Source organism: Amycolatopsis sp. NBC_01480, assembly GCF_036227205.1.
Taxonomy (GTDB): Bacteria; Actinomycetota; Actinomycetes; order Mycobacteriales; family Pseudonocardiaceae; genus Amycolatopsis.
Map to the genome: position 1 here is coordinate 4,364,396 of NZ_CP109442.1, position 22,678 is coordinate 4,387,073.

Annotated in this window: 28 protein-coding genes; 19 read left to right on the top strand and 9 right to left on the bottom strand. The window is 68.0% G+C overall.

What is annotated here, in order from left to right; genetic code table 11:
* On the top strand, positions 1 to 1,179 hold the full coding sequence (locus tag OG371_RS21010) for an ABC transporter ATP-binding protein (protein ID WP_329071728.1): 1,179 nt from the start codon (positions 1 to 3) through the stop codon (positions 1,177 to 1,179).
* 64 nt (positions 1,180 to 1,243) lie between these two features.
* Here the strand turns inward: OG371_RS21010 and OG371_RS21015 are convergent, their stop codons facing one another.
* Positions 1,244 to 2,158: a hypothetical protein gene (locus tag OG371_RS21015; RefSeq protein WP_329071731.1), complete on the bottom strand. Its 915-nt coding sequence runs from the start codon at positions 2,156 to 2,158 to the stop codon at positions 1,244 to 1,246.
* A gap of 431 nt (positions 2,159 to 2,589) precedes the next feature.
* Positions 2,590 to 3,150: an HD domain-containing protein gene (locus OG371_RS21020; protein ID WP_329071733.1), complete on the bottom strand. Its 561-nt coding sequence runs from the start codon at positions 3,148 to 3,150 to the stop codon at positions 2,590 to 2,592.
* Positions 3,151 to 3,452: 302 nt separating this feature from the next.
* Here OG371_RS21020 and OG371_RS21025 point away from each other — a divergent pair, with 302 nt between their 5' ends.
* The 8 genes from OG371_RS21025 (at position 3,453) to OG371_RS21060 (ending at position 8,886) form a co-directional block, all read left to right on the top strand.
* Positions 3,453 to 3,725 (top strand): hypothetical protein, encoded by a 273-nt coding sequence (locus OG371_RS21025; RefSeq protein ID WP_329071735.1) that lies wholly within the window; start codon positions 3,453 to 3,455, stop codon positions 3,723 to 3,725.
* 1,084 nt (positions 3,726 to 4,809) lie between these two features.
* A complete protein-coding gene (locus OG371_RS21030) occupies positions 4,810 to 5,079 on the top strand; it encodes a hypothetical protein (RefSeq protein ID WP_329071737.1) in 270 nt (89 codons plus the stop codon).
* Positions 5,080 to 5,289: 210 nt separating this feature from the next.
* Positions 5,290 to 5,877, top strand: coding sequence for an SAV_915 family protein (locus tag OG371_RS21035; RefSeq protein WP_329071739.1), 588 nt, complete (start codon positions 5,290 to 5,292; stop codon positions 5,875 to 5,877).
* A gap of 17 nt (positions 5,878 to 5,894) precedes the next feature.
* Positions 5,895 to 6,194 (top strand): hypothetical protein, encoded by a 300-nt coding sequence (locus tag OG371_RS21040; RefSeq protein ID WP_329071741.1) that lies wholly within the window; start codon positions 5,895 to 5,897, stop codon positions 6,192 to 6,194.
* 13 nt (positions 6,195 to 6,207) lie between these two features.
* On the top strand, positions 6,208 to 6,612 hold the full coding sequence (locus OG371_RS21045; protein ID WP_329071743.1) for a hypothetical protein: 405 nt from the start codon (positions 6,208 to 6,210) through the stop codon (positions 6,610 to 6,612).
* A gap of 18 nt (positions 6,613 to 6,630) precedes the next feature.
* On the top strand, positions 6,631 to 7,428 hold the full coding sequence (locus OG371_RS21050) for a hypothetical protein (RefSeq protein WP_329071745.1): 798 nt from the start codon (positions 6,631 to 6,633) through the stop codon (positions 7,426 to 7,428).
* Positions 7,421 to 8,098, top strand: coding sequence for a hypothetical protein (locus OG371_RS21055; protein WP_329071748.1), 678 nt, complete (start codon positions 7,421 to 7,423; stop codon positions 8,096 to 8,098). Before OG371_RS21050 ends, OG371_RS21055 begins: the two co-directional genes overlap by 8 nt.
* 593 nt (positions 8,099 to 8,691) lie before the next feature.
* Positions 8,692 to 8,886: a PspC domain-containing protein gene (locus OG371_RS21060; protein ID WP_329071750.1), complete on the top strand. Its 195-nt coding sequence runs from the start codon at positions 8,692 to 8,694 to the stop codon at positions 8,884 to 8,886.
* A gap of 49 nt (positions 8,887 to 8,935) precedes the next feature.
* On the opposite strand, the gene OG371_RS21065 is transcribed toward OG371_RS21060, so the two are convergent.
* A complete protein-coding gene (locus tag OG371_RS21065; RefSeq protein WP_329071752.1) occupies positions 8,936 to 9,631 on the bottom strand; it encodes a TetR/AcrR family transcriptional regulator in 696 nt (231 codons plus the stop codon).
* A gap of 123 nt (positions 9,632 to 9,754) precedes the next feature.
* On the opposite strand from OG371_RS21065, the gene OG371_RS21070 reads away from it, so the two are divergent.
* From OG371_RS21070 to OG371_RS21080, 3 genes are all read left to right on the top strand, one after another.
* Positions 9,755 to 11,260 (top strand): MFS transporter, encoded by a 1,506-nt coding sequence (locus OG371_RS21070; RefSeq protein ID WP_329071754.1) that lies wholly within the window; start codon positions 9,755 to 9,757, stop codon positions 11,258 to 11,260.
* 250 nt (positions 11,261 to 11,510) lie between these two features.
* Complete coding sequence (locus OG371_RS47440; protein WP_442876127.1) at positions 11,511 to 11,735, top strand: RNA polymerase sigma factor; 225 nt, start codon at positions 11,511 to 11,513, stop codon at positions 11,733 to 11,735.
* The gene (locus tag OG371_RS21080; protein ID WP_329071755.1) at positions 11,735 to 12,478 is read left to right on the top strand and encodes a hypothetical protein; all 744 of its coding nucleotides are present in this window, start codon (positions 11,735 to 11,737) and stop codon (positions 12,476 to 12,478) included. The genes OG371_RS47440 and OG371_RS21080 overlap by 1 nt, the downstream gene beginning before the upstream one ends.
* A 33-nt stretch (positions 12,479 to 12,511) precedes the next feature.
* Here OG371_RS21080 and OG371_RS21085 read toward each other — a convergent pair whose 3' ends face one another.
* The 4 genes from OG371_RS21085 to corA form a co-directional block, all read right to left on the bottom strand.
* On the bottom strand, positions 12,512 to 12,865 hold the full coding sequence (locus OG371_RS21085) for a ClpX C4-type zinc finger protein (protein ID WP_329071757.1): 354 nt from the start codon (positions 12,863 to 12,865) through the stop codon (positions 12,512 to 12,514).
* Between the two features lie 64 nt (positions 12,866 to 12,929).
* Positions 12,930 to 13,772, bottom strand: a complete 843-nt coding sequence (locus tag OG371_RS21090) for a chromosome partitioning protein ParB (RefSeq protein WP_329071759.1) — start codon at positions 13,770 to 13,772, stop codon at positions 12,930 to 12,932.
* Positions 13,769 to 14,422: a metallophosphoesterase family protein gene (locus OG371_RS21095; RefSeq protein WP_329071761.1), complete on the bottom strand. Its 654-nt coding sequence runs from the start codon at positions 14,420 to 14,422 to the stop codon at positions 13,769 to 13,771. Before OG371_RS21095 ends, OG371_RS21090 begins: the two co-directional genes overlap by 4 nt.
* 198 nt (positions 14,423 to 14,620) lie before the next feature.
* Complete coding sequence (corA, locus tag OG371_RS21100) at positions 14,621 to 15,709, bottom strand: magnesium/cobalt transporter CorA (protein WP_091626161.1); 1,089 nt, start codon at positions 15,707 to 15,709, stop codon at positions 14,621 to 14,623.
* A 336-nt stretch (positions 15,710 to 16,045) separates the two neighbouring features.
* On the opposite strand from corA, the gene OG371_RS21105 reads away from it, so the two are divergent.
* Together OG371_RS21105 and OG371_RS21110 are read left to right on the top strand one after the other, a co-directional pair.
* Positions 16,046 to 16,549, top strand: coding sequence for a MaoC family dehydratase (locus OG371_RS21105; protein ID WP_091626159.1), 504 nt, complete (start codon positions 16,046 to 16,048; stop codon positions 16,547 to 16,549).
* Positions 16,550 to 16,571: 22 nt separating this feature from the next.
* On the top strand, positions 16,572 to 17,687 hold the full coding sequence (locus OG371_RS21110) for a DUF2332 domain-containing protein (RefSeq protein WP_329071764.1): 1,116 nt from the start codon (positions 16,572 to 16,574) through the stop codon (positions 17,685 to 17,687).
* 659 nt (positions 17,688 to 18,346) lie between these two features.
* Here the strand turns inward: OG371_RS21110 and OG371_RS21115 are convergent.
* On the bottom strand, positions 18,347 to 18,748 hold the full coding sequence (locus tag OG371_RS21115) for an NUDIX hydrolase (protein ID WP_329073229.1): 402 nt from the start codon (positions 18,746 to 18,748) through the stop codon (positions 18,347 to 18,349).
* A gap of 191 nt (positions 18,749 to 18,939) precedes the next feature.
* Between OG371_RS21115 and OG371_RS21120 the strand changes: the two genes are divergently transcribed.
* From OG371_RS21120 to OG371_RS21135, 4 genes are all read left to right on the top strand, one after another.
* Positions 18,940 to 19,104, top strand: a complete 165-nt coding sequence (locus OG371_RS21120) for a hypothetical protein (RefSeq protein ID WP_329071766.1) — start codon at positions 18,940 to 18,942, stop codon at positions 19,102 to 19,104.
* A 20-nt stretch (positions 19,105 to 19,124) separates the two neighbouring features.
* Positions 19,125 to 19,685 (top strand): PH domain-containing protein, encoded by a 561-nt coding sequence (locus OG371_RS21125; protein WP_329071768.1) that lies wholly within the window; start codon positions 19,125 to 19,127, stop codon positions 19,683 to 19,685.
* A 65-nt stretch (positions 19,686 to 19,750) separates the two neighbouring features.
* Positions 19,751 to 20,614: a PHP domain-containing protein gene (locus OG371_RS21130; protein ID WP_442876128.1), complete on the top strand. Its 864-nt coding sequence runs from the start codon at positions 19,751 to 19,753 to the stop codon at positions 20,612 to 20,614.
* 1 nt (position 20,615) lies between these two features.
* Complete coding sequence (locus OG371_RS21135; protein ID WP_329071770.1) at positions 20,616 to 21,245, top strand: MarC family protein; 630 nt, start codon at positions 20,616 to 20,618, stop codon at positions 21,243 to 21,245.
* A gap of 6 nt (positions 21,246 to 21,251) precedes the next feature.
* Here OG371_RS21135 and OG371_RS21140 read toward each other — a convergent pair whose 3' ends face one another.
* The gene (locus OG371_RS21140) at positions 21,252 to 21,680 is read right to left on the bottom strand and encodes a MarR family winged helix-turn-helix transcriptional regulator (protein ID WP_329071772.1); all 429 of its coding nucleotides are present in this window, start codon (positions 21,678 to 21,680) and stop codon (positions 21,252 to 21,254) included.
* 87 nt (positions 21,681 to 21,767) lie between these two features.
* On the opposite strand from OG371_RS21140, the gene OG371_RS21145 reads away from it, so the two are divergent.
* Positions 21,768 to 22,610 (top strand): NAD(P)H-binding protein, encoded by an 843-nt coding sequence (locus OG371_RS21145; protein ID WP_329071774.1) that lies wholly within the window; start codon positions 21,768 to 21,770, stop codon positions 22,608 to 22,610.
* The last annotated feature ends 68 nt before the right edge of the window (positions 22,611 to 22,678 follow it).

Below are 22,678 nucleotides of genomic sequence, written 5' to 3' on the forward strand. Positions count from 1 at the left end.
ATGGCTGAGATCGTTCTCGACAAGGTTTCCAAGAAGTACCCCGACGGCGCGCTCGCGGTGTCCGAAGTGGACATCACAATCGCGGACGGCGAGTTCATCATCCTCGTCGGCCCCTCCGGCTGCGGGAAGTCGACCACGCTCAACATGGTGGCGGGGCTGGAGGACATCTCCTCCGGCGAGCTGCGCATCGACGGCGATCGGGTCAACGAAAAGGCGCCGAAGGACCGGGACATCGCGATGGTGTTCCAGTCCTACGCGCTGTACCCGCACATGAGCGTGCGCGAGAACATGGCGTTTCCGCTGCGGCTGGCCAAAGTGGACGACGCCACGGTGAAGGCGAAGGTGGAGGAGGCCGCGGAGATCCTCGACCTGACCGGCCACCTCGACCGCAGGCCGGCGAACCTGTCGGGCGGACAGCGGCAGCGGGTGGCCATGGGGCGCGCGATCGTGCGCAACCCCAAGGCGTTCCTGATGGACGAGCCACTGTCCAATCTGGACGCAAAGCTGCGCGGCCAGATGCGCACCTCGGTGTCGAAGATCCAGAAGCAGCTCGGCACCACCACGCTGTACGTGACGCACGACCAGACCGAGGCCATGACGCTGGGCGACCGCGTGGTGGTGCTGCGCGGCGGCTACGTGCAGCAGATCGGCTCGCCGCAGTTCCTCTACGACAACCCGGCGAACCTGTTCGTGGCCGGGTTCATCGGCTCGCCGTCGATGAACTTCGTGCCGGCGACGCTGGAGAACGGCGAGCTGCACAGCGCGCTGGGCACCACGCCGCTGACCGACCGGATCCGCCGGATGGCCGAGGCGGCGGACGCGCCCCGCGAGGTGATCATCGGCGTGCGGCCGGAGCACTTCGAGGACGCGTCGCTCATCACCGACGGGCAGGGCAGCGGCGGCACGTTCACCGCGCACGTCGACGTGCTGGAGTCGATGGGCTCGGAGAAGTTCGCGCACTTCACGCTGGAGGGCGAGGCCGCGACCTCGGCCGAGCTGGCGGAGCTGGCCGCGGACAGCGGTTCGGCCGACGTGCCGGGCGCGGAGTCCCAGGTCGTCGCGCGGCTTTCGGCGGCCTCCCCGGCGCAGGAGAACGCCGACGTCCGGATCTGGTTCAACCCGGACAAGATCAAGCTGTTCGACCCGGCGAACGGCCGCAACCTCACCTACAGCGAGTAGCGACCGGGTGCCGTCAAGGCCTCCTTGCCCGCGTCGCACGCGGGTAAGGAGGCCTTAGCGGACTTCACGGGATCTTCGCGAAGACGACGGCCGCGGCGGTGCGGGCGTCGGGGCAGGCCGCGGCGCCGGACGAGCCGCTGGTGTCCACGACGTCGACCTCCGCCTGCTCGCTGCGGCCCGCGGCGCCGGGAGCCGGCTGCACGGTGGTGACGCGGCAGAACGCGCCGTCGGTGCTGACCCGCGACGTCCGCCCGCCGAGCAACTCGGCCGGCCCGGCAGGTGCCGAATCCTCGACCGAGAACTGCACGCTCACCCGGCCGCGGATGCAGGAGTGCCCGGACAGCCCGCCGGACGGCTGGGCGCCGGCACCGCTGGTGGCGTCGAGATCGTGCGCGCTCAGCAGCGCGCACGCGTCGACGCGGCCCCACGAGCGGTCCGCGAAGGCCTGGTGCCGCACCTGCTTCCCGCTGATGGCGGCGAAGACCCCGCCGACGGCCGCGTCGGCGTCGGCGCAGCGGTCGTCGGATGCCGAGGGGCCCGCGGTGTCGGTGACCGCGACGTTCAGCCGGATGCCGTCGGCGAAGGTGATCACCCGGCCGCACGAGGCCGCGGCGTTGAAGCTCGACTGCGCCACGGCCATGCCGTCGGGGACCGCGCCGGCGTAGTCGTAGGGCTTGACGTTCGGGTCGCTGTCGGCGGCCAGCGGGCCGACGGCCACCTGCCGGTGCTGGCCGTTCTGGATGAATTCGCCGTGGCAGGAGTCGAACGACGAGTCGGGCTGGTCGGCCGTGGCGCTGCGCAGGCGGCTGACGTCGAGCAGGCTGCAGTAGTCGAGCGTGGTGAACTCGCCGAGCGCGGCGCTGGCCGTCAGCGGCGTGGGCGGGGAGTCGTCGGGCGCCGCCGCGGGCGTACTGGCACAGCCGGCCAAGGCGAGGGCGCCACCGAGCGCGACGACAACAGGTCCGAGTGGGTTACGCACGGGGTGAAGTATCACCACGAACGGCCGAAAAGCCAGCCTTCAACTTAGGTTGATTTGGCATGGACGGCTTCGAAAAGGGGCCTGGGCCTGGATCCTTGCAGGTCCAGGCCGGGTATTGCGCACGGTAAGGCTTGATCGACTACATGAGGGGTCCAACAGTGACCCTGAGACCAGCGGACTGCTGGTAGCCGTGCCGTGGATAAGAGATTGACAAAGAGGGCGGCCCGGAGCGCTACAGGGGAGCTGGTCGCGGGTCGAACTCAAGGACCACATGACCGCCCAGGTAACGACGGGCGCCGTGGCCGGGATCATGCTCGGCGGCGGCACGTACATCGCGCTCGCCGCGGCGCTGGCCTAAATCTCCGGGCATGTGCGAAGTGCCGGCCTGGTTGGGCCTCGACTGAACGCGGCGGCGCCGCCACCGTGTCCGCTCAGCGGTCCCGCCAGGCCAGTGGGGACACGGTGACGGCGACTTCGGCGATACGTCGGCCGGTCTCAGTCGCGAGCCCCTTGCGGGCAGAGTCGATCCACCCGGCAACACGCTCGACTCCGATGTCCCGGTATTCGACGGCTTGGAGCAGCATTTCGAGCTTGTCCGCGTCCTTCGCGCACCGGGCCTCAGGGGACTGCCGAGTCTCGTACTCGTCGACCGCCGCCCGGACCAGGTCACGGCATGTCTCCGGCAGGGCAGCCGTCTGATCGTTGGTGATCTCGCGCGGCTCGGGCTTGCTCATGTACTTGGCCGCGGTGTGCGGGATGTCCCCGGTGCGGGTCTCCTGCGTGTCGTGCCAGAGAGCGAGGAATGCGGCTCGCTCAGGATTGGCGCCTTCCTCCGCAGCGAGCAAGGCCGCGATCTGCGCCGCGCGCAAACTGTGTTCAGCGACCGATTCCGGGTCCCGGACACCGGCGTGCCACCATCCCGCCCGGCGAATCCGCTTGAGCAACCCGAGTTCGTAGCCAAACGCGGCGAGTGCGGCAGGTTTATCTGACATGAAGGTGTTCTCCCTAACGGTCGGCGAAACGCAGAGCGTAGTGAAGTCCCGGCGACCTGGTCGCGTCCGTTACGAGTCAGCACGTCGCCGGAAGCGAGCGTATCCAGCACTCCTGACAGCGCCTCACGGGCGATGGACGGTGTCCCCAGCAGAGCGGGACGGCTTGCCATGAGCGTGTGCACGGTGTGCAAGTTGAGCGGCAGGTGAGGTGAGGACGGGTCGAGACGGCTCACCAGGTGGTCGAAGAGCCGAACGCCAGACCAAGGGGTCGTGTTGTCTGCGACCATGAAGGTGTCGTCGGTTTGGTCGTCGTTGAGTTCGCCGATCCAGTGCGCCCAATAGTTGAGGTTCGCAAGCTCGGCGTTGGTATCGGCGGTGCGCGCGACGAAGTCGTGCAAGTAAGTCCCATCGCCGGTGGAGGCCAGCGCGATCGACGCGGATCGGGCACCAAGCAGGTTGGTCACGTCGCCATCGGCGATCGGGCGACGGCCGGCGTTTTCCCATTCCTCGCGCAACCACTGCGCCGCCTGGTGGCGTTCGTCGTAGCCCAGCAGGTACACCGCTTGTCGGCGTAGCAGTGCCTCGGCCGGACGCACGCCGCGTTCCGCGACGGTCATCAGGTGATCGAAGAACCGGACCCGCTCGTCGGAGCTCAGCGTGGGACCGGAAGCGACCGGCCCGCGGCGCGGAACCTTCGGTACGAAGCCACGCAGATCAGGCGGCGGGTCTCCGGTGAACGGCCAGGTGACCAGGTTGGTGAGCGTCCTGCGGTGCACGCTCGCGCCTAACGGATGCACGTCAGGGTCAACCCATACGCTACCCGCGGTGACTCCAGCCGAAAGGACAAGATCGGCTTCGACGGACCCGAACGTCATCGAGGCCGACCCGGCGAACGGGTTGCCGTCGGGCGGCTCGTCCTGATCCCCCGGTCGCCGAGCTGTCTCTCCGGCCGGCCCGGCGGCCGGGTTCCACCACTAATGGAGAGGATTGAACATGCGAAAAATATGGATTCTCGCCGACGAAGTCGAACGATCGGACGACGAGTGAGGTTACATCACAAATTCTATCTGTTCGCGGATCTATTCAACTTAGATTTGACTGAAGTATTTCCATTTGCCGCCCGCCGCGCTTTTCCCACTTGTGCGGCGGGCGGCTTCAAAATTCCTTGCACGCCTGGAAAAAACGCCATCTGGAAGGTGTAGAAATGGCCCGAGAAACCTCCAATGACGACACTGAACCGTACTTCGAGAATTACGAAGCAGACACCAGCGACGGTTCCCTTATCGACGAGCCGGTCTGCGGTGGCGACGAGTGAAGCCGCCCTGTCCGGCGTGCTTCAAAGTCGCCCCGGACGACATCGCCCTGCCCGACGGATGGGAGGAAGTGTGCGAATCCTGCGCGCGTTTCGTCGCCCAAATCAGTGGGCTCATGGGCCGGTTCCTGTCCGTCATGCTCGCTGGCTGCCTGGGTGACGCGTCAATCTCCGACGGCACCGCGAACGGCGATAAGGCACCGCGCTCTTGGCCTCCGGCCGCCGCGCAGCTGCACGCCCCTCGACAGTAGTAGGGCGGCCGGGTTCCGGCTTCCTCTTCGGTTCCCGACTTATTCGAATACTCAAGTTGAAATTCCAATTTAATACAATAAAGGAAGTGGACACTAATGAATTTCGGCAGCGACTATTCGAATAACGAGGTCCCTCCGCGTTCGCCGTTGAGGATCACCGCAAAGTGGCTTGGCGGCTCACCAGCGGAGGTTCAGCTATTCATTGTCGAAACGGACATGGGTTTCGCGACCGGCTTGCGCGTTGGTCATGGTCGGCTGGCGATACTCGATGACGCAGCGGTCGCCTGCTTATGGCAACTGCTGGAGGAGAACCGTGCTGCGATCGACGTTGAGAACCGCACGGCTGAGTCTGCCGGTGACGAGTAAAACTGGGCTGCGGTCACATTGAGGGCGAGTCGCAGCTTCGCAACGGGCGCAGCCGGGTGGCCGACGCAGTTCGAAGTACTCCTTTTGGGTGACGGCTAGGTCACTTTTCGGAATCCTGCCTGGTGGGCCGCCTGGGGGCTACACTCGGCAGCCGGACGCACACGGCAACGTGCGGGCAAGGACACCGGCCGCTGTGGGAGGGGGTACCGGGTGGACAAGAGCGCGCGGAAACGGCGCGTGCCGGCGGTTTTGGATGCCGATGAGGTGCATTACATGCCGCCGGAGGTGTGGGTGCCGATCCGGCCACCGGCTGAGGGGGCCACGGAAGTCGCCTTGGAGCTGCGTGAGACGGCGTCCAATGGCCTGGCATTGGTGGCGTTCTCCTCGGCCGAAGCGCTGGTGGCCGGGTGTGGCTCGGGACAGCCGTTCGTCACCGTCCCGGCCGCGGATTTGAAGCGGCTTCGTCACCTGGTGGGTTTCAGCTGTGTGGTGCTGGACCAGGGACTGCCAGAGCAAGCGCAGGATGCGCCGTTGCCGGAGGTCGTCGCCGACGACTCACTCACCTCGGGCATGGTGTATCTGCCGTCCCGGCCGCACCGCCTGGGCGCGAGCCACGCTGACATCAAGCTGTTTGAACTCGAAACCGGTGAGATCGCCATGCTGGCGTATTCGTCGCCTCAGCAGCTACGCGCGTGCCGTGGTGTGAAGCAGCCATGGGTTTCGATCCCGCCCGATACGGTGGAGGAGACGTGCTACCAGCTGGGCGCTGACATCGTGGTCTTCGACCACAAACCGTAACGAGGAGGGGATCCGCCATGACCGGATCTGGCGGCTATCGCGTCGACCCGGGCGGGCTCGATGGATTGGTGCGTGAATTGCACAGCGGCGCGGACGCGTTCAACGGCCTGGCCAACCAGGCACCGGTGACGCCGGACTGCGGAGCGAGCACTGAACTGGTCGGCAAGGCCCTGGCGAAGCTAGTCGGGTCGGGCGCTGGGCTGGGTGGAATCCTGGTGCAGACCGCGGACAAGATCCACCGCTCCAACGGCAGTTACGGCAACGTCGAGAATGTGGCCGCGAACAGGCTCGACAAGGGCATGCACGGCCGCCAGTAGTGAGGAGGGGAACATGGGGAGTTTGATCCTCGACACGCAACTCAAGGGCGACTCGGCGACAGTGCGGGCGACTGCGGACTGGCTCGGCCGCCTCATTGGTGCCGAACACGAGGCCGTCACCGCTTGCAACAACGTCCGGGCTCATTCTCTCCCCGTCTGGGAAGGGCCGGCCGGGGACATCATGCGCCACGATCTCGCCGAAACCACGCAAGGTGGTGACACACTGGTCGACCGGAGCGAGGAGTACCGGCGAGGATTGCTCACGTTCGCTGACCGCCTCGACACCGTGCGCGGCAAAATAAATGACGCTCGCGGCAAGGCCACCGCCGTCGGCCTCAAGGTCACCCCGGGCGAGATCTACCCACCCGCACCCGCGCCTCCAGGCCCGCCGATGGACAGCGGACGTTCACCCCAATAACCGGCCGACGCACAGCGGATGGCGATCGAGCACAACGCGGCCATGGCCCAGTACAAAGCCGACCTCGACCGGGAGAACAAACAAGCTCCCGTGTACAGCGAATGCCGCGACCTCGTGGCCGACGCACGCGAACTCGAACGCACTGCCCACGAGGATCTCGACAAGCTCTCCACCGGCATCGACGGCTGGGTGAAGGACCTCAAAAAGATCAGCCTCTTGGTGCTTGGCGGCGGCCTTGACGCCATCAAAGGCTCCCAAGAAGCGGTTAACGACCTCACCCGACTCTCGGTGGAGCTCAGCGACTCGGCAGAGGTTTTCAACAAGATCGCCAACGGTAAATACCTCACCGACAGCGATAAAACTGTGCTCAGCGCTTGGGAAGCCGACTCCAACGCCAAATCAGGAGCAATGACAGCCCGCGCCGACGGCATCGGCCGCTGGATGAACAAAATCCCCGAAGGAACTCGACAGTTTATTGTCACAAATCCGGGATCACTACTTGGCGAGTCTGCCAATGTGTTCGCGAAGGGTGGTAAGGTTGTCCTGAAGGGACTTCCACTTGTGGGTACCGCCGTTACCGTCACAGGCGCCGTTGCTGATGTAGCGATGGGCGAAGATCTGGGAAAGGTGGCCGTGTCGACCATTGCGTCGACCGGTGGGCAGATCGCCGGAGGGTGGGCCGGAGGTGCCCTGGTGGGCGCTGCGATGGGCTCCGAAGTACCCGTGGCTGGCACAGTGGTTGGTGCCGTTGTCGGGGGCATCATTGGCGGCATGGCCGCTGATAAAATTGTGGAATCGAGCTACGATAATGGCTGAAGATCCCGGCTTCCCTCGTCCGCTTGATCCGCACCAGGGTGAACATTTTGGAGACCATTGGCTCCCAGTTAAGCCCAACTCTGAGACTGGTCAGCCTTTCCCGCCTCACGCACCGGGGTACATGCGGGCAGGCAAGGGAACGCCGGAGCACGACAGGGGGCGTGACACTACGAATTCTCGGAAGCCACGCCCGCCAGCAGGACAGGGGCCGACTCTTGTCTGGTATCGAGCCAGCAAGCGCAAGGCGGTCATTTTTGCGATAGGACTGTTTGTTTTCGTCGGCATCTTCCTGTTTATTTCACGAGGTTTTCAAGTCAACTGGCTACCTTATTGGCAGGTTTGGGTGGCCTTGATTTTCTTTGCTGTGCTGATGTACTTCAGTGCCAAAGCGGCCAACTGCGCGGCAGGGGTCGAGTGGGTGATGGAAGGAAAGTCGTGGGTTCGGGTCTACGAGCTTAAATCCATCAAGGCGTACACTTACGGCAATGACCTAAATTTACATCTTATCGATGCTGACGGCCGTAAAATGCAGGTCAGTGTCACCCTGCTTCAAAGCGACCGTCAAATTTGGGACCTGACCTACAACGGAATCCTGCACTCGGCTATCAAGAACGGCGCGGAAACGAATCAACTTGCTCGTGGCACGCTCAAACTTCCGAGAGAGGGCTAGACCGTCGCTCGGCCAATGAGTGGCGGGAGCTCTTCCGGCATCGATACGTGGCCTCGCATCCTGGCCTACCTGGAGACCGAGGCTGAGTCGAAGGCCGAAGTGATCAGGATCGCGGCCCTACTGGGGGGCGGTCCCGACGACCTGGCGGGGGGAGAACAAGATCAAGGTCTACGCGCGCTACGGCATCGACTTCACGGCAATCCCTGAGTTGAGGTTCTGACCTCAGGACTGGTTACACTCCGCGACTCCGGTTCGTCGTTGAGTGAGAATACGGTTCAGGCTTGCGACCATGTCGGTTGAGGAGCCGCCCGGGATGGCGGCTCTTCAACCGAGCTACAGCTTCTGACCTGCATGAATCCGGCCCGGCCAGCTAGCCCCCTAAGCTGAAACTTGACTAAGCCAGCCCTGACAGGGAAATCCCACTTTCCCTGAGATCGTCTGCGCAGGTCAGCGCCGAAAAAACCGGTAATCGGCGGATGATTCCGCCCGCGCGGCCCGCATCCCTTAGGGGCCCGGATCGTCCCGCGGGGCGATGTGCGCGCCCCGCCTGCCGTGGTCACATGGGAACAAGCACCCAACGGGAGGGGAAGACGATGACCGCATCCGTCACGCGCAGGCTCAGCCGTCCGCGGAACGACCGCATGATCGGCGGGGTGTGCGCCGGTCTGGGCCGCCGCTTCGGCATTTCGGCGGGCAAGGTGCGGTTGCTGGCCCTGCTGTCCTGCCTGCTGCCGGGCCCGCAGTTCGTGGCCTACCTGATCCTCTGGGCGATCATCCCCAGCGAGTGACCTTTACCGGCTCGTGAGTGTTCATGACGGTTAGAACCGGCATAGGCACTCACGAGCCTTTTGTCGCGGCCGGGTGCCGCGGCTGCCGCCACGCGCACATCGCCTCGTCGATCTCGGCCTGGTTCAGGCCCGGGTGGGGCAGGTCGGACGAGCGGCCCGGCTCGGCGCGCAGGCCGTCCAGGATCAGGGCCAGGCAGCGGCGCCACAGGTGCGGCTCGACCAGGCTGGTGTACTCCACGACCGAGCCGACCATCTGGTGGATCAGCGGCAGGTCGGTCGGCACCACGTCGGCGCGCAGCCGGCCCGAGGCCTGCGCCCGCTCGACGAGCTGAGTGATCAACGGCACCATGCGCTCTTTGACCTCGGCGACGTGCCCGTGCCCGAACGCCTTGGACAGCATGACCTCGCGCAGCCCGCGGTCGCACGCGGCCATCTCGGCCGCCTGCCAGATGAACCCGGCGAAGCCCTCCCACGGGTCTTCGTTCTCCAGCGCCTTCGCGGCGAGCTCCGTCAGCTCTTCCATCCGGTCGGCGAACATGGCCTCGACCAGGTGTTCCTTGCTGGGGAAGCGCCGGTAGACGGTGCCGACGCCGAGGCCGGCGTGGTGGGCGACGTCGTCCAGCGTGGCTTCGAGGCCTCGTCGTCGGAAGACGGCGCGCGCGGATTCGAGCATCCGCCGGCGGTTGAGTTCGGCATCACGCCGCAGCGGCCGCGCCGGTGCGGCGGGAGCAGCGTCCCGTGTCATGACGAACAGGTTACCAAATTAAGTCGAGGCATGTTCTCCGCTTTTTGTGTACCTTGGTCGACGTAAGGGGAGGCACCTACTCCACATAGCGCCGCGATCACTATCCGTGAGGTATGCACCGCAATGACTGAGTCAACGGCCACGCTCGAACGTCCGGGGGAGGACGCGCCGAGCCATGCCGACAACCCGCACCACGCCAGACGCTGGCTGATCCTCGTGGTGATCGGCCTCGCCCAGCTGATGGTGGTGCTGGACGCCACCGTCGTGAACATCGCCCTGCCCTCCGCGCAGGCTGACCTGGGCTTTTCCGACGACGCCCGGCAATGGGTCGTCACCGCGTACGCGCTCGCGTTCGGCAGCCTGCTGCTGCTCGGCGGGCGGCTCGCGGACCTGTTCGGCCGCAAGAACGCGCTGCTGGTGGGCCTCGCTGGGTTCGCCGCGGTGTCCGCGATCGGCGGCTTCGCCGGCAATATCGAGATGCTGCTGATCGCCCGGGCGGCACAGGGAGTGTTCGGCGCGCTGCTCGCGCCGGCCGCGCTTTCCCTGCTCACCACCACGTTCACCGACCCGAAGGAGCGCGGCCGCGCGTTCGGCGTGTTCGGCGCGATCGGCGGCGGGGGTGCCGCCGTCGGCCTGCTGCTCGGCGGCGTGCTCACCGAGTACCTGGACTGGCGCTGGTGCATGTTCGTGAACATCGTGTTCGCGGTGGTCGCCTTCATCGGCGGCGCGATCCTGCTGCGCCGCCACGAGTCCGACGGCCCGCGCCCGAAGCTCGACCTGCCGGGCACGCTCACCGCGTCGGCCGGCCTGTTCGCGCTCGTCTACGGCTTCTCGAACGCCGAGCACGACTCGTGGGGCTCGGTTTCGGTGTGGGGCTTCCTGGCCGCCGGGCTGGTGCTGCTCGCGGCGTTCGTCGGGCTGCAGCAACGCGTCCGGCATCCGCTGCTGCCGCTGCGCGTGCTGCTCGACCGGGACCGCGGCGGCTCATACATCGCGATGTTCCTGCTCGCCATCGGGATGTTCTCGATCTTCCTGTTCCTCACGTTCTACGTGCAGCTGAACCTGAAGTTCACCCCGATCCAGAGCGGGTTCGGCTTCCTGCCGATGGTCGCGACGCTGATGATCGCCGCGACCACCGCGACGAGCGTGCTGCTGCCCCGCTTCGGCACGCGGCCGCTGGTGCCCACGGGCATGCTGATCGCGGGCGCCGGGCTGTTCTGGCTGAGCGGCATCGACGTCGGCAGCACGTACGTCGGGGGCGTGCTGGGTCCGCTGATGGTGATGGGCGTGGGCATCGGCCTGGCGATGGCGCCCGCGATGAGCGTCGCGACCTTCGGCGTCGACATGCACGACGCGGGAGTCGCGTCCGCGACCGTGAATACGATGCAGCAGGTCGGCGGCTCCATCGGCACGGCGCTGCTGAGCACGCTCGCGGGCAACGCGGCGTCGTCCTTCATCGCCGGCCGCACGCCGACGCCGCAACTCGCGGCCGAAGCCGCCGTGCACAGCTACACCACGGCATTCACCTGGGCGGCGGCGATCTTCGTGGCCGGCGCGGTGATCACGGGCCTGCTCCTGCGCCCGGGCGCGCCGAAGCAGCAGGCCGCGGTGGCCGCGGTGCACATGTAGGTGTTCGACCGGGGGCGGACGGGCCCCTCCCGACTTCGGTTCGGGAGGGGCCCGTCCTTTTTTTGTCCGGCGTGTGGCCGTTCGCCATTTGCGACGACTGGCACGCGGCTGAAGACCTGGTGCAGTCCATGGTCGTGCGGCTATACGGGGCGGGAGGCAGGTCTGGCTGGAGACCGTCGACGCCTACGCGCGCCGGATCCTGCTGAACGGCCTCCTCTCTGAGCGGCCTGCGCGCCCTGCGCACGAGCGGGTGGACCTGGAACGTGTGCTCGGCACCCTGACCCCTCGCCAGCGCGCGATGGTCGTGCTGCGGTTCCTGGAAGACCTGCCAGTCGCGGAGGTGGCCGGCCCGCTGGGCGTCGCCGAGGGCACGGTCAAGAGTCAGACCGCTCGCGGCGTCGAGGCCTTGCGCGCCGTCCTGCCCGCGCCGGAAACCCCTGCTGTGCCAAAGACTTCGAAGACCAGGGAGTGCTGATGGAAGACCTCGACGTCCGGTCCGCGCTCAGCTCCTACGTCACCGAGGACGAGCCGCCCATCGGCCTTTCCGGCGCCGCCGTGCTGGCCGCCGGCCGTCGCTCGCGTCGACGGCGGTTGGTGGCCGCGACCGGGGGAGCGGTGGTGGTGCTGGTCGCCGCGGTCACGCTCGCCGTCAGCGGGCCCGGACCGCAGGCACCACCGCCCGCCTCGGGGACCGCCTGCGCGACGAAGTCCGCGGACACCCGCACGCGGTTGGCCTGCGTGATCGGTGACGCCGTGCGGTCGCGGCTGAGCCCGTCGGCGAGAATCGAGCGCCTCACCATCCCCGGCGAAACCGCGCCCGCGGACCCGTTTCTCCCGGCAGTCACCGGCGAGTCGATGTACCAACTGGGCGTGCGCGTCACGGACCAGCACGGCGCCGGCGCCGTGTACGTCCAGCTGATCGCCGTCGACGGGCTTTCGGTGCCGCGCTGCACCGAGGTCAGCCCGCCGAATCCGGACGGCTGCGGGGTTTCCCAGCTTTCGCAGGGGGCGCTGCAGACCATCACGTACCGGCGCGGCGGGCTGATCACGTACGAGGCCCGCCTGTCCGCGCCGGGCTGGCTGGCCGTGGTCACCACCAACAACAGCGGCGTCCTGCGCCACGGTCTGGCCGACGCCGTGGCCGTGCAGAGTCCGCTCCCGCCGCTGACCGCCGAGCAGGCCGCCGACGTCGTGCTGACCCGCGGGCTGATCCCGTGACCCTCCGAAGTGGACGGTCACACAGGCACACGGTCACAGGTCCGCGGAGAACCGTTCCCACGCCGATTGCCGTGTCACGCCGAGGGCCTCGCCGATCCGGGCCCAAGCCACGCCGCGGGTGCGCAGCAGGTCCACCAGGGTCTGGATACGACGGTCGGCCTGCGCGCTCACCATCGCCATCCGGGGCAGGCTCTCGAGGATCTCCTCGTCGGTCTTCCGCTCCCACAGCATCACTTCGGGGGTGGAGCCGTCGCCCTCGGCGATGATGGTGATGCACAGGTCCACGCAGTTGTTGCAGATGTAGACGCCGGGCCCGGCCACCAGCTTGTCGACGTCGTCCTGCGGCTTCGCGCAGAACGAGCAGTACAGGCCTTGGATCGTGGTCATGGGGATCCTCCCTCTTGTCAGGATGGACCTGACAGTAGGGCGTCAGGGCAATCCTGACAAGGGGTCAGTGCTGCCGCGCTCGCAGCGCCTCGATCACCTCGTCGTCCCAGCGGTGCGTGCGGATCAGGCGGTAGCGCTCCGAGGCCACCCACATGTAGGCCTCCGCGTCGGTGCGGTCGCCGACCAGGTCGGCCTGCCGGAGCATGCCGACCACGGGCGTGTACTCCTCGTCGAACCAGCGCTGGGCGATCGTGGCGCGCTCGGTGAAGCGGCCCTCGTCCTGCATCAGCCGGAAGCCCCACGCCTCGACGTGCTCGCCGAGCCGCGCGTAGTCCCACGGGTCCGAGACGATCACCGACGCCCGCGCGTGGCCGGTCAGCGGCACGCGCTCCAGGAACAGCCGCCGGTAGTCCTTCACGATCAGGTCGCCGCGGTAGCGGATGCCGCTCGGGTCCAGCTTCGTGCGCACCACCGTCACGAAAGCCTCTATTGTGGACAGTCCCTGCGCCAGCGCGACGGAGACGCGGTGGTGGCCGTCGATGATGAAGTGCAGCTCGCCCACGCGGTACACCTCGATCGGCGGGATCTCCTCGCCCCGGCGGGCGGCCAGCGCGAGCCGCTCCCAGCGCTCGCGCACGCGCCCGGACGTCGGGCGGAAGCGGCGGTCGAAGTCGCGGCTGCGGTCCACCGTGCCGGCGATCGAGTCCAGCCGGATCACCCGCAGCCCCAGCCGCGCCTCACCCGCGTAACCCAGTGCCTCCACCACTTCGTGGAACGGCAGCATGATGTTCACGTCGTCCGGCTCGCGGCGCAGCCAGGTCGCCAGTCGCGAAAGGACCTGGCTGCGCCGGGCCCGGAGGAAGTCGTGCTCGGCGTCGGCGCGCGGGAAACCGGTGGGTCTGGTCATCGCGGGAACTCCATGATCTGGTGGCCCACCACGTTGCGCACCGTGGTGCCGCCGACCACTCGGTCCGGCACCGGCTCACCGTGGGGGTGGATGTGGCCGTGCAGCAGCCAGCGCGGCCGCAGGGTCTCGATGGTCCGGTGCAGGCACGCGAAACCGTGGTGTGGCGGGTCTTCGCGGTCGCCGAGGCGCCGGGGCGGGGAGTGGGTGAGCAGCACGTCGACCGCCCGGCCGTCGCGCCACTGCCGCCACCGCGCCCGCCGCTCGAGCCCGCGGGCGCGGCGCGAGGCCTGCCGCTGCGTCCACTGGTTCGGGCCGTTGTTGTACCGGATGGACCCGCCGAGCCCGGCGAACCGGATCCCGGCGACGTCCACCACGCTCCCGTCGGCGTTCACCGCGCCCGCCGGGCCGGGCCACGCGGTCGGGAAACCGTCCTTCATGGACAGTCCGCCGTAACGCGTGTAGCCGGTCAGGTCGGGATCGTGGTTGCCGGGCACGAAAACGCACGGCACGTCGAGGGTGTTCGCGAGGAACTCGAGATAGTCGTACGGCAGATCGCCGGCGCCGACGACGAGGTCGACGCGGAGCGCGCGGACCGCATCGGTCCACAACCGCTCGTCGACCTCGTCGGCCACCACCAGCGCTTTCGGCATGCGCCCAGGGTACGGCGCGCGGCGCTACTTCATGCCGTGCGAAAACCCCGGGTTGAGGCTGATCACGGTGACGATGCCGACGATCCAGGCGAGGCTGAGGGTGACGGCCCAGAACTTGAGGTTGGTCAGCAGACGAGGCATGGGAGTACTCCTGCAGTGCTACCGGGGTGGAAGAAACGGGAGAGGCGTCCGGCCGGCTCAGAGCCAGCCGTTCTTCCTGAATATTCGGTAGAGCAGCAGGCAGATCGCGAAGATCACGCCGACGGCGAGCGGGTAGCCGAACTTCCAGTGCAGCTCCGGCATGTAGTCGAAGTTCATCCCGTAGATGCCGGCGCCCATGGTCGGCACGGTGATGATCGCCGCCCACGAGGTGATCTTGCGCATGTCGGTGTTCTGCTGCAGCGAGATCTTCGCGACGGTGGCGTCGACCAGGGTGCTCAGCAGCTCGTCGAACGCCGCCACCCGCTCGGACACGGTGGCGAGGTGGTCGGCGACGTCGCGGAAGTAGGAGCGGACCTCGTCCGGCACCAGCCGGGTGTAGCCCTCGGCCAGGCGCGAGACCGGCGTGCCGAGCGGCATCACCGCGCGCCGCAGCTCCAGCACCTCCCGCTTCATCAGGTAGATCTGCTCGGCGCTCACCAGCGAGCGCGGCGCGAAGACCTGTGCCTCGATCTCGTCGATGTCGGACTCGATCCGGCTGGTGACCTCCAGGTAGTGGTCGACCACGTGGTCGGCGATCGCGTGCACCACGGCGGCAGGCCCCAGGGCCAGGCGCTCCGGGTCGTCGTCCAGGTCACGCCGCAGCCGGGCCAGCCCGGAGTGGTTGCCGTGCCGGACGGTGATCACGAAGTCGCGGCCGAGGAACACCATCAGCTCGCCGGTCTCGACGATCTCGTTCGCCGTGGTGGGCGACTCGTGCTCCACGTAGCGCACGGTCTTGACGACCATGAACAACGTGTCGTCGTAACGCTCCAGCTTGGGCCGCTGGTGCGCTTCGAGCGCATCCTCCACGGCCAGCTCGTGCAGCCCGAACGTGTCCGCGACGCCCTGGATCTGCTCGGCGTCCGGCTCGTGCAGCCCGATCCAGACGAAGCCCGCGTGGCGCTTGCGGACCTCTTTGATGGCCTCGGAATGCGTCCATCGCCCCGGCAGCCGTTTGCCCTCCACGTACACCGCGCAGTCGACCACATAGGCGGACAGCGGAACGGGGATCGGGCGCGGGGCCGCCGCCTTGGCGCGGTTGCCGCCGCGGCCTCGAAGGCCGCCGAGCGAGGGAATGGCAGGCATGGGATCTCCTGGGGCTGGCGTCGTGTGGAGCACGAAGACGACGGCCAGGCGGACTCGGGCGTCCGTCCGGCATCACCGGCGTTCCCGGATCGCCAGGCCTACCAGGAGGGGGAAAGAAGGCCGGCCGGCAAAGGGGGAACGCTGGGACTACTAGGGAGCGGACTATCGCCACTACTCATGGGGCGTTCCTCACCTCCTTCAGGCCGGCGCGGCCTCGAACCGCGGAGAGTGGTGGGGCTCGCGTTGACGCACGAACACCAATGGTCGAGGGTACTCCTCACCACGAATACGTGTCGCACGCGGCTCAGGCGGCGTTACTCGGACGGAGGCCCACGGGTGCAGTTCGGTCGGTACTACGAGGAGTTCGAGGTCGGTGCGGTGTACAAGCACTGGCCGGGCAAAACGGTCACGGAGTACGACGACCACCTGTTCTGCCTCCTCACGATGAACCACCACCCGCTGCACCTCGACGCCCACTACGCGGGCGAGACCACGGATTTCGGCAAGAACGTCGTGGTCGGCAACTACATCTACTCGCTGCTGCTGGGCATGTCGGTGCCCGACGTGTCCGGCAAGGCGATCGCGAACCTCGAGGTGGAGTCGCTCAAGCACGTGAAGCCGACGTTCCACGGCGACACGCTCTACGGTGAGACCGAGGTGCTCGACAAGACGCCGTCGAAGTCCAAGGACGACCGTGGCGTGGTGTACGTGGAAACTCGTGGCTACAAGCAGGACGGCACGATCGTGTGCACCTTCCGCCGCAAGGTGATGGTGCCGAAGCGGTCCTATGGCGACACCCGCGGCGGCGAGCAGCCCGGCCGCCCGACGCCGCACGAGTGACACACCGGAACGAGGAGCACGGGTGGCCATCGCCCTGGAACAGATCAAGCAGACCCTGCGCACCTTCGCGGAGGTCGAAGCCCGCGGCGTATCCCCGCTGTACGACCACCTCGCCACGAAGGCGGCCGAGGACGACGACGTGGCCGGCTTGCTGGCCGGCGCTCGCGGCGGCGAGGCCCGCGGCACGCTGCTGATGGCCGCCGCGCACCGGCTCGTCCAGGCCGACCCGATCCACCCGCTGTCGCGCTACTACCCGTCGCTGGGCGGGTTCGACGGCGTGGACGGGGAGACCTGGCCGTTGTTCCGCTCGTTCCTGCTGGAGCGCGCGGACAAGGCGCGGGAGATCATCGCGTCCCGCTACACGCAGACCAACGAGGTGCGCCGCGCCGCCCTCGTCTACCCGGCCATCTCGGCGGCGGCGAAGGAGGCGGGCGGCAAGATCGCGCTGCTGGAGGTCGGCTGCAGTGCCGGCCTGCTGCTCGGCCTGGACCGCTTCGCGTACCGCTACCAGTGCGACGGCGGGGAACAGCTCGTCGCCGGTCCCGCGAAGGCCGCGGTGGGGTTGCATTGCAGCCTCGATCTCGCGCCAGGCGCCGTGCTGCCGAAGCTGCCGAAGAAGGTCGCCATCGGCGCCCGCGCCGGCCTGGACCGGGCCCCCGTAGACCTTTCCGACGAGGACGAGCTGGCCTGGCTGGAAGCCTGCGTCTGGGCCGACCAGCCCGACCGGATCCGCCTGCTGCGCACGGCCGCCGCGGAACAGCGCAAGCACACCCCGACCCTGATCACCGGCGACGGCATCGACGACCTGGCCTCGGCCGCCGCGACCCTGCCGTCCGAGCTGCCCTTGGTCGTGCTGACCAGCCACGCCCTGGCGTATTTCGGCGACCGCCGCGCCGCCTTCGTCGAGGAGCTGGCGAAGCTGTCCGCGGACCGCCCGGTCTGGTGGGTGACGGAGGGCTTCTACGGCGCCGCCCTCGACCTGGTCCTCCCGGATCGCCCCGACCTGGCCGCCGCGGTCCCCGGCACAGGCGAGATGTGCGTCCTCGGCCTGATCCACTTCACCGACGGCAAACCCGAGGCCCGCGCCCTGGCCCGCACCACCCCGCACGGCCAGCGGATGACCTGGCTACCCGCCTGACGGCTACCCGCCTGACGGACGGTCCCCGCTCGACGGCCCCCTACAGCTCGGCCTGTCCGCACCCCTGCGGTCCGCAGGTGACCTGGTTGCCCGCGCGGTGGACGGCCGCTGCTCGACGCCCCCGACGGCTCGGCCTGCCCGTACCCCCGCGGCCAGCGGGATGACCTGGCTGCCCGCCTGACGGGACGGCCTTGCCCGGCGCCTCCACGGGCTCGGCCCGTCCTCCCCGCCGTCCGCCCACCGACGGCGTGAAGCGCCCCAATGTGGCGTTGGTTGCGTTGAGCGCACCCAATGTGGCGTTGGTTGCGTTGGACGCACCGAACGCCACATTGGGGCGCATCAGACCGGACCTGGCCCGCGGGCCCGCCGACTCAGCCTGTCGAGCCGACCCGAGTCCGCCCGCCGAGTCCGCCCGCCGAGTCCGTCTGCCGAGCCCGCACACAGGGTCACATGTGTCACTTTCACCCCACCGGTCACATCCGAGCCCGCCAGAGCCCGCCAGTCCGATCCCGAGCCGCATGCGCATCAGGTGATATCGAATACCCGTTTAACCCTATTCACAGTGCTCAGCTGGCGAATAAACCCCATTAACCCACCGCGCCGATCGCCAGCGATTTCCGAATGCAATCACAGTGCCCCGGAAATGCGACCACTGCTAATCAGGCTCGCGGGAGCACTCCCCAGTCACGCAATGTCACGAAAAGCAATTCCGCGAGCTGCCCCGAGGTGTCCATCGCGACCAGTTCGGCGGAGCCGACCCAGCGTGCGGCGTCCGCGTCGTCGCCCGCTGTGAGCGTGCCGCCGACGACAGTGCAGGCGTAGTCGTGGATTTCGTAATCGCCGCGGACGGCCGTGCCGACGAATGTGGCCGGTCTCACGTCCAATCCGGTCTCTTCGCGCAGCTCGCGAACAACCGCGACGCTGTCCGTTTCATCCTTTTCCACGCGTCCGCCGGGTACCGACCAGAGGCCCTTGCCCGGCTCGTGGCCGCGCTGGATCAGCAGGAGTCTGCCCTGGTCGTCGAACACGATGCCGCCGACGCAGCGCACGCGGGGGTTCATGGCCGCCGACAGTAGCCAGCCCACCCCTATGCCTGAAATCGTGCTGCTGTACACGGAGAGTAGTCATACGGTACACTCCGGACGCCCTGCTGACCCATGCGCGGGACTTTCCTCCCGCGTGGGCGGTCGGTGCGGTACAACGTAGAAAGTCAGTTTTTCCGGGTGTCACGTAAGAGACGGGATTGATCGCTGTGAACGCGAAGAAGCTTGCGGGTCTCGTGGGTATCGCGTTGGTGCTGTTCTTCGTGATCGCACAGCCGGGTCAGGCCGCGGGGCTCGTCGGCAACATCGTCGGCTTCCTCCGCAGCTCGGCTGAATCGGTGATCACGTTCGTCAGCAACGTCTTCCACGGCTGAGGAGGGGCTACCCTCGAACCATGTTCGCGCCACGCGACCCCGACGAGTACCTCCTCGACACCGAGCGGCGGGTCATCCGTATCCGCCGCCATTGGGCTGTGCTCCTCTGGGACACCTTCGAAGCGGCTGCCCTGCTCGCCGTCTGCGTGCTCGTGTCCTACCTGCTGCCGCCTTCGCTGTGGGTAGTGCAGAACATCCTCTGGTACGTGGCGCTGCTGGTCGTGCTGCGGTTCGCCTACGTGGTGGTCGAGTGGTGGGTGGAACGGCTGGTCGTCACCGACAAGCGGTTCGTGATGACCACCGGCGTCTTCACCACCAAGGTGCTGATGATGCCGATCAGCAAGGTCACCGACCTCACCTACCAGCGTTCGGCCTGGGGCCGCATGCTCGGCTACGGCACGATGGTCGTCGAGTCCGCCGGTCAGATCCAGGCGCTGAACAAGATCGACTACCTGCCCCGGCCCGAGGAGTTCTACGACACGATCTCCGAGCTGGTGTTCGGTGACAAGCAGAAGCAGGCCGAGCGCTTCTCGATGATCAAGGCGCAGCGCGCCGCCCGCGGCAAGAAGCCCGTCGGCTGACTTGCGGGCCGTTCTCCCAGGTACCGGCTCCGCTGTGACGCAGCGCATCGTCGATGATGGACACGATGCGCATCGACCTGCACGCCCACTCCACGGCCTCCGACGGCACCGACAGCCCAGCTGAGCTGGTCGCTGCCGCGACGCGGGCCGGTCTCGACGTGGTCGCGATCACCGACCACGACACCACCGCGGGCTGGGCGCCGGCGTCCGAAGCCGTGCCGCCCGGGCTCACGCTCGTGCCCGGCGCCGAGCTGTCCACGGTCTCCGACGAGCCGGATCGGCCGTACCCGGTCAGCGTGCACCTGCTCGCGTACCTCTTCGACCCGACTTCGCCCGCGCTGGTCGCCGAGCAGGCGCGGCTGCGGGCCGAACGCCGTACGCGGCTGCGCACGATGGCCGACCGCATGGCCGCCGACGGCCTCCCGATCGACGCCGACGAGATCATGGGCCTGCTGCCCGCCGACTCGCCCGCCGGCCGTCCGCACCTCGCGCAGGCGCTGGTGCGCGCGGGCCTGGTCGGCAGCGTCGACGAGGCTTTCGCCGACTACCTCAGCAGCCGCCGCGGGTACTACGTGTCGCGCCGGGACACCCCCGTCGAAGAGGCGATCGACATGATCGCGGCCGCGGGTGGCGTCACGGTGATCGCGCACCCCTTCGCGTACAGCCGCGGGGCGACGATCAGCGAGGACACCCTGCGCGACCTCGCCCGCCACGGCCTCACCGGCGTTGAGGTCGACCACCCCAACCACACCCCGGAGACCCGCGTCCGGACCCGCGAGCTGGCCGACGAGCTGGGGCTCATCCGCACTGGTTCGAGCGATTACCACGGCACCAACAAGACGATCGGGCTCGGCCAGGGCACCACCGACCCCGGCCAGTTCGAGGAGCTCGTCGCGCGCGCCACCGGTTCCCAGATCGTGAAGGGGTGAGATGTCGATCTCGGACTTCTTCGACGCGAAGCTCTTCATCAGCGCCACCATCACGCTGGTGGTGATCATGGACCCGCCGGGCACCGTGCCGGTGTTCCTGAGCCTGGTCGGCCGCAAGCCGATGGCCACGCGAGTGAAGGCCGCGCGGCAGGCGGTGCTGGTGTCGCTGCTGGTCATCTCGCTGTTCGCGGTGGCCGGGCAGGCGATCCTGGCGTACCTCGGCATCGGCATCCCCGCGCTGCAGGGCGCCGGCGGGCTGCTGCTCCTGCTCATCGCGCTCCAGCTGCTCACCGGCAAGGGCGGCAACGAGCCGGAGGCCAGCGACGACGTCAACGTCGCCCTGGTCCCCCTCGGCACCCCCTTGCTCGCCGGCCCGGGCGCGATCGCGGCGACGATCGTCTTCGTGCGCCAGGCCGACGGCCACATCGGCGCGTACATCGCGCTGGCGCTGGCGATCGTCGCCGTGCACTTCGTGCTCTACACCTGCATGCGCTTCTCGGGCGTGGTCATCCGGCTGATCAAGGAAAGCGGCATCACGCTGCTGGCGAAGATCGCAGGCCTGCTGCTCGCGGCCATCGCGGTGGAACTGGTGGCCAACTCCGTCAAGGGCTTCATCGACGGCGCCTTCTAGGCCGGTTCAGGGCTCGGCCAGCAGCGCGCTCGCCGCGTCGTTGACCTTGGCGAGCGCCGTGATGAGGTGCTTGCGCTCGGCTCCGGTCAGGTCCGCCAGTACCTTCTCCTCGATCGCCTGGCGCTCCGCCTCGACGGGCTCTTGGAGCGCGCGTCCGGCGTCCGTCAGCCACAGCCGTACGAGCCGGTTGTCCTTGTCGTCGCGGCGGCGGGTGAGCAGCCCGGTGGCGGCCATGCGGGTGGCCATCTTGACGACGGTCGGGGTGGTGACGTGCAGCTTCGCCGCGATCTCGCCCGGGGTGGCTCCGTCGGTGGTCCAGAGCACGCTGAGCAGCACGTTCTGGCCTTCGTGCAGGCCGTGCCGGCGCATCGCGGCGTCGGCGAGCGCGCGGACCGCCTTGTTCGTCCGGCCGTGCAGGTCAAGGAACTCGGGCACCGCGCCCTCCGGGTCGATTGACGGCTAATCATTTACCGGCTAGCGTTTCTCGGGAAGTCATTAGACGGCAAACGACTTGGGGAACTCATGTTACTGGTTACCGGAGCCACCGGAGACATCGGCGGGCACCTCGTCCGCGCGCTGGTCGACGCGGGTGCGGACGTCCGCGCCCTGACCCGCGACCCCGCCCGCGCCGCCGGCCTGCCGCCGCAGGCCGAGTGCGTCGTCGGGGATCTCGGGGAGCCCTCGACACTGCCTGCCGTGTTCGCCGGGATCGAGCGGTTCTTCCTGCTGACGCCCGGGATGGGGACCGCGAACGTCGCGAACGCGCTTGCGGCGGCGCGAGAGGCCGGCGTGCGGCACGTGGTGCACCTGTCGTCCGACAACGTGCTGGGCGATCCGATGCTGATGATGGGCCGCTGGCACCACGAGCGGGAGGAGTCCGTGCGGGCGTCCGGCATCCCGTTCACCATCCTGCGGCCGGGCGGGTTCATGTCGAATGCCTTGCAGTGGCGGGATTCCGTGCGCGAGGGGTACGTGCTGGACCCGTCCGGGCCGGGCCGGTACGCGCCGATCGACACGGCGGACATCGCGGCCGTCGCGGCGGTGGCACTGACGTCGGACGAGCATGAAGGTGCGGAGTACGTGCTGAGCGGCGGTGAGCTGATGACGTGCGCGGATCAGGTGAAGATCCTCGGCGACGTGCTCGGGCGGGAAATCGAGGTGCGGCAGGCAGGTTCGCCGGAGGAGGTCGTGCGGGCGCGGTTTGCTGCGGGGGCGCCGAAGGTGCTCGCCGAGGCTCTCGTGGAGGCTTACACGAGGCTGCGTGCGGACGTCACGGGCTCGCGATCGGGCACCGCTGCCCGTCTGCTGGGCCGCCCGACGGCGACGTTCAGGGACTGGTGCGAGCGCCACGCCGACGCGTTCTGAGGGCCGACCCGCGCCGGAAAGTGTCGGTGGTGGTGCGTAGCGTGGGCATCGGCTCCAGGAGAGGGGGT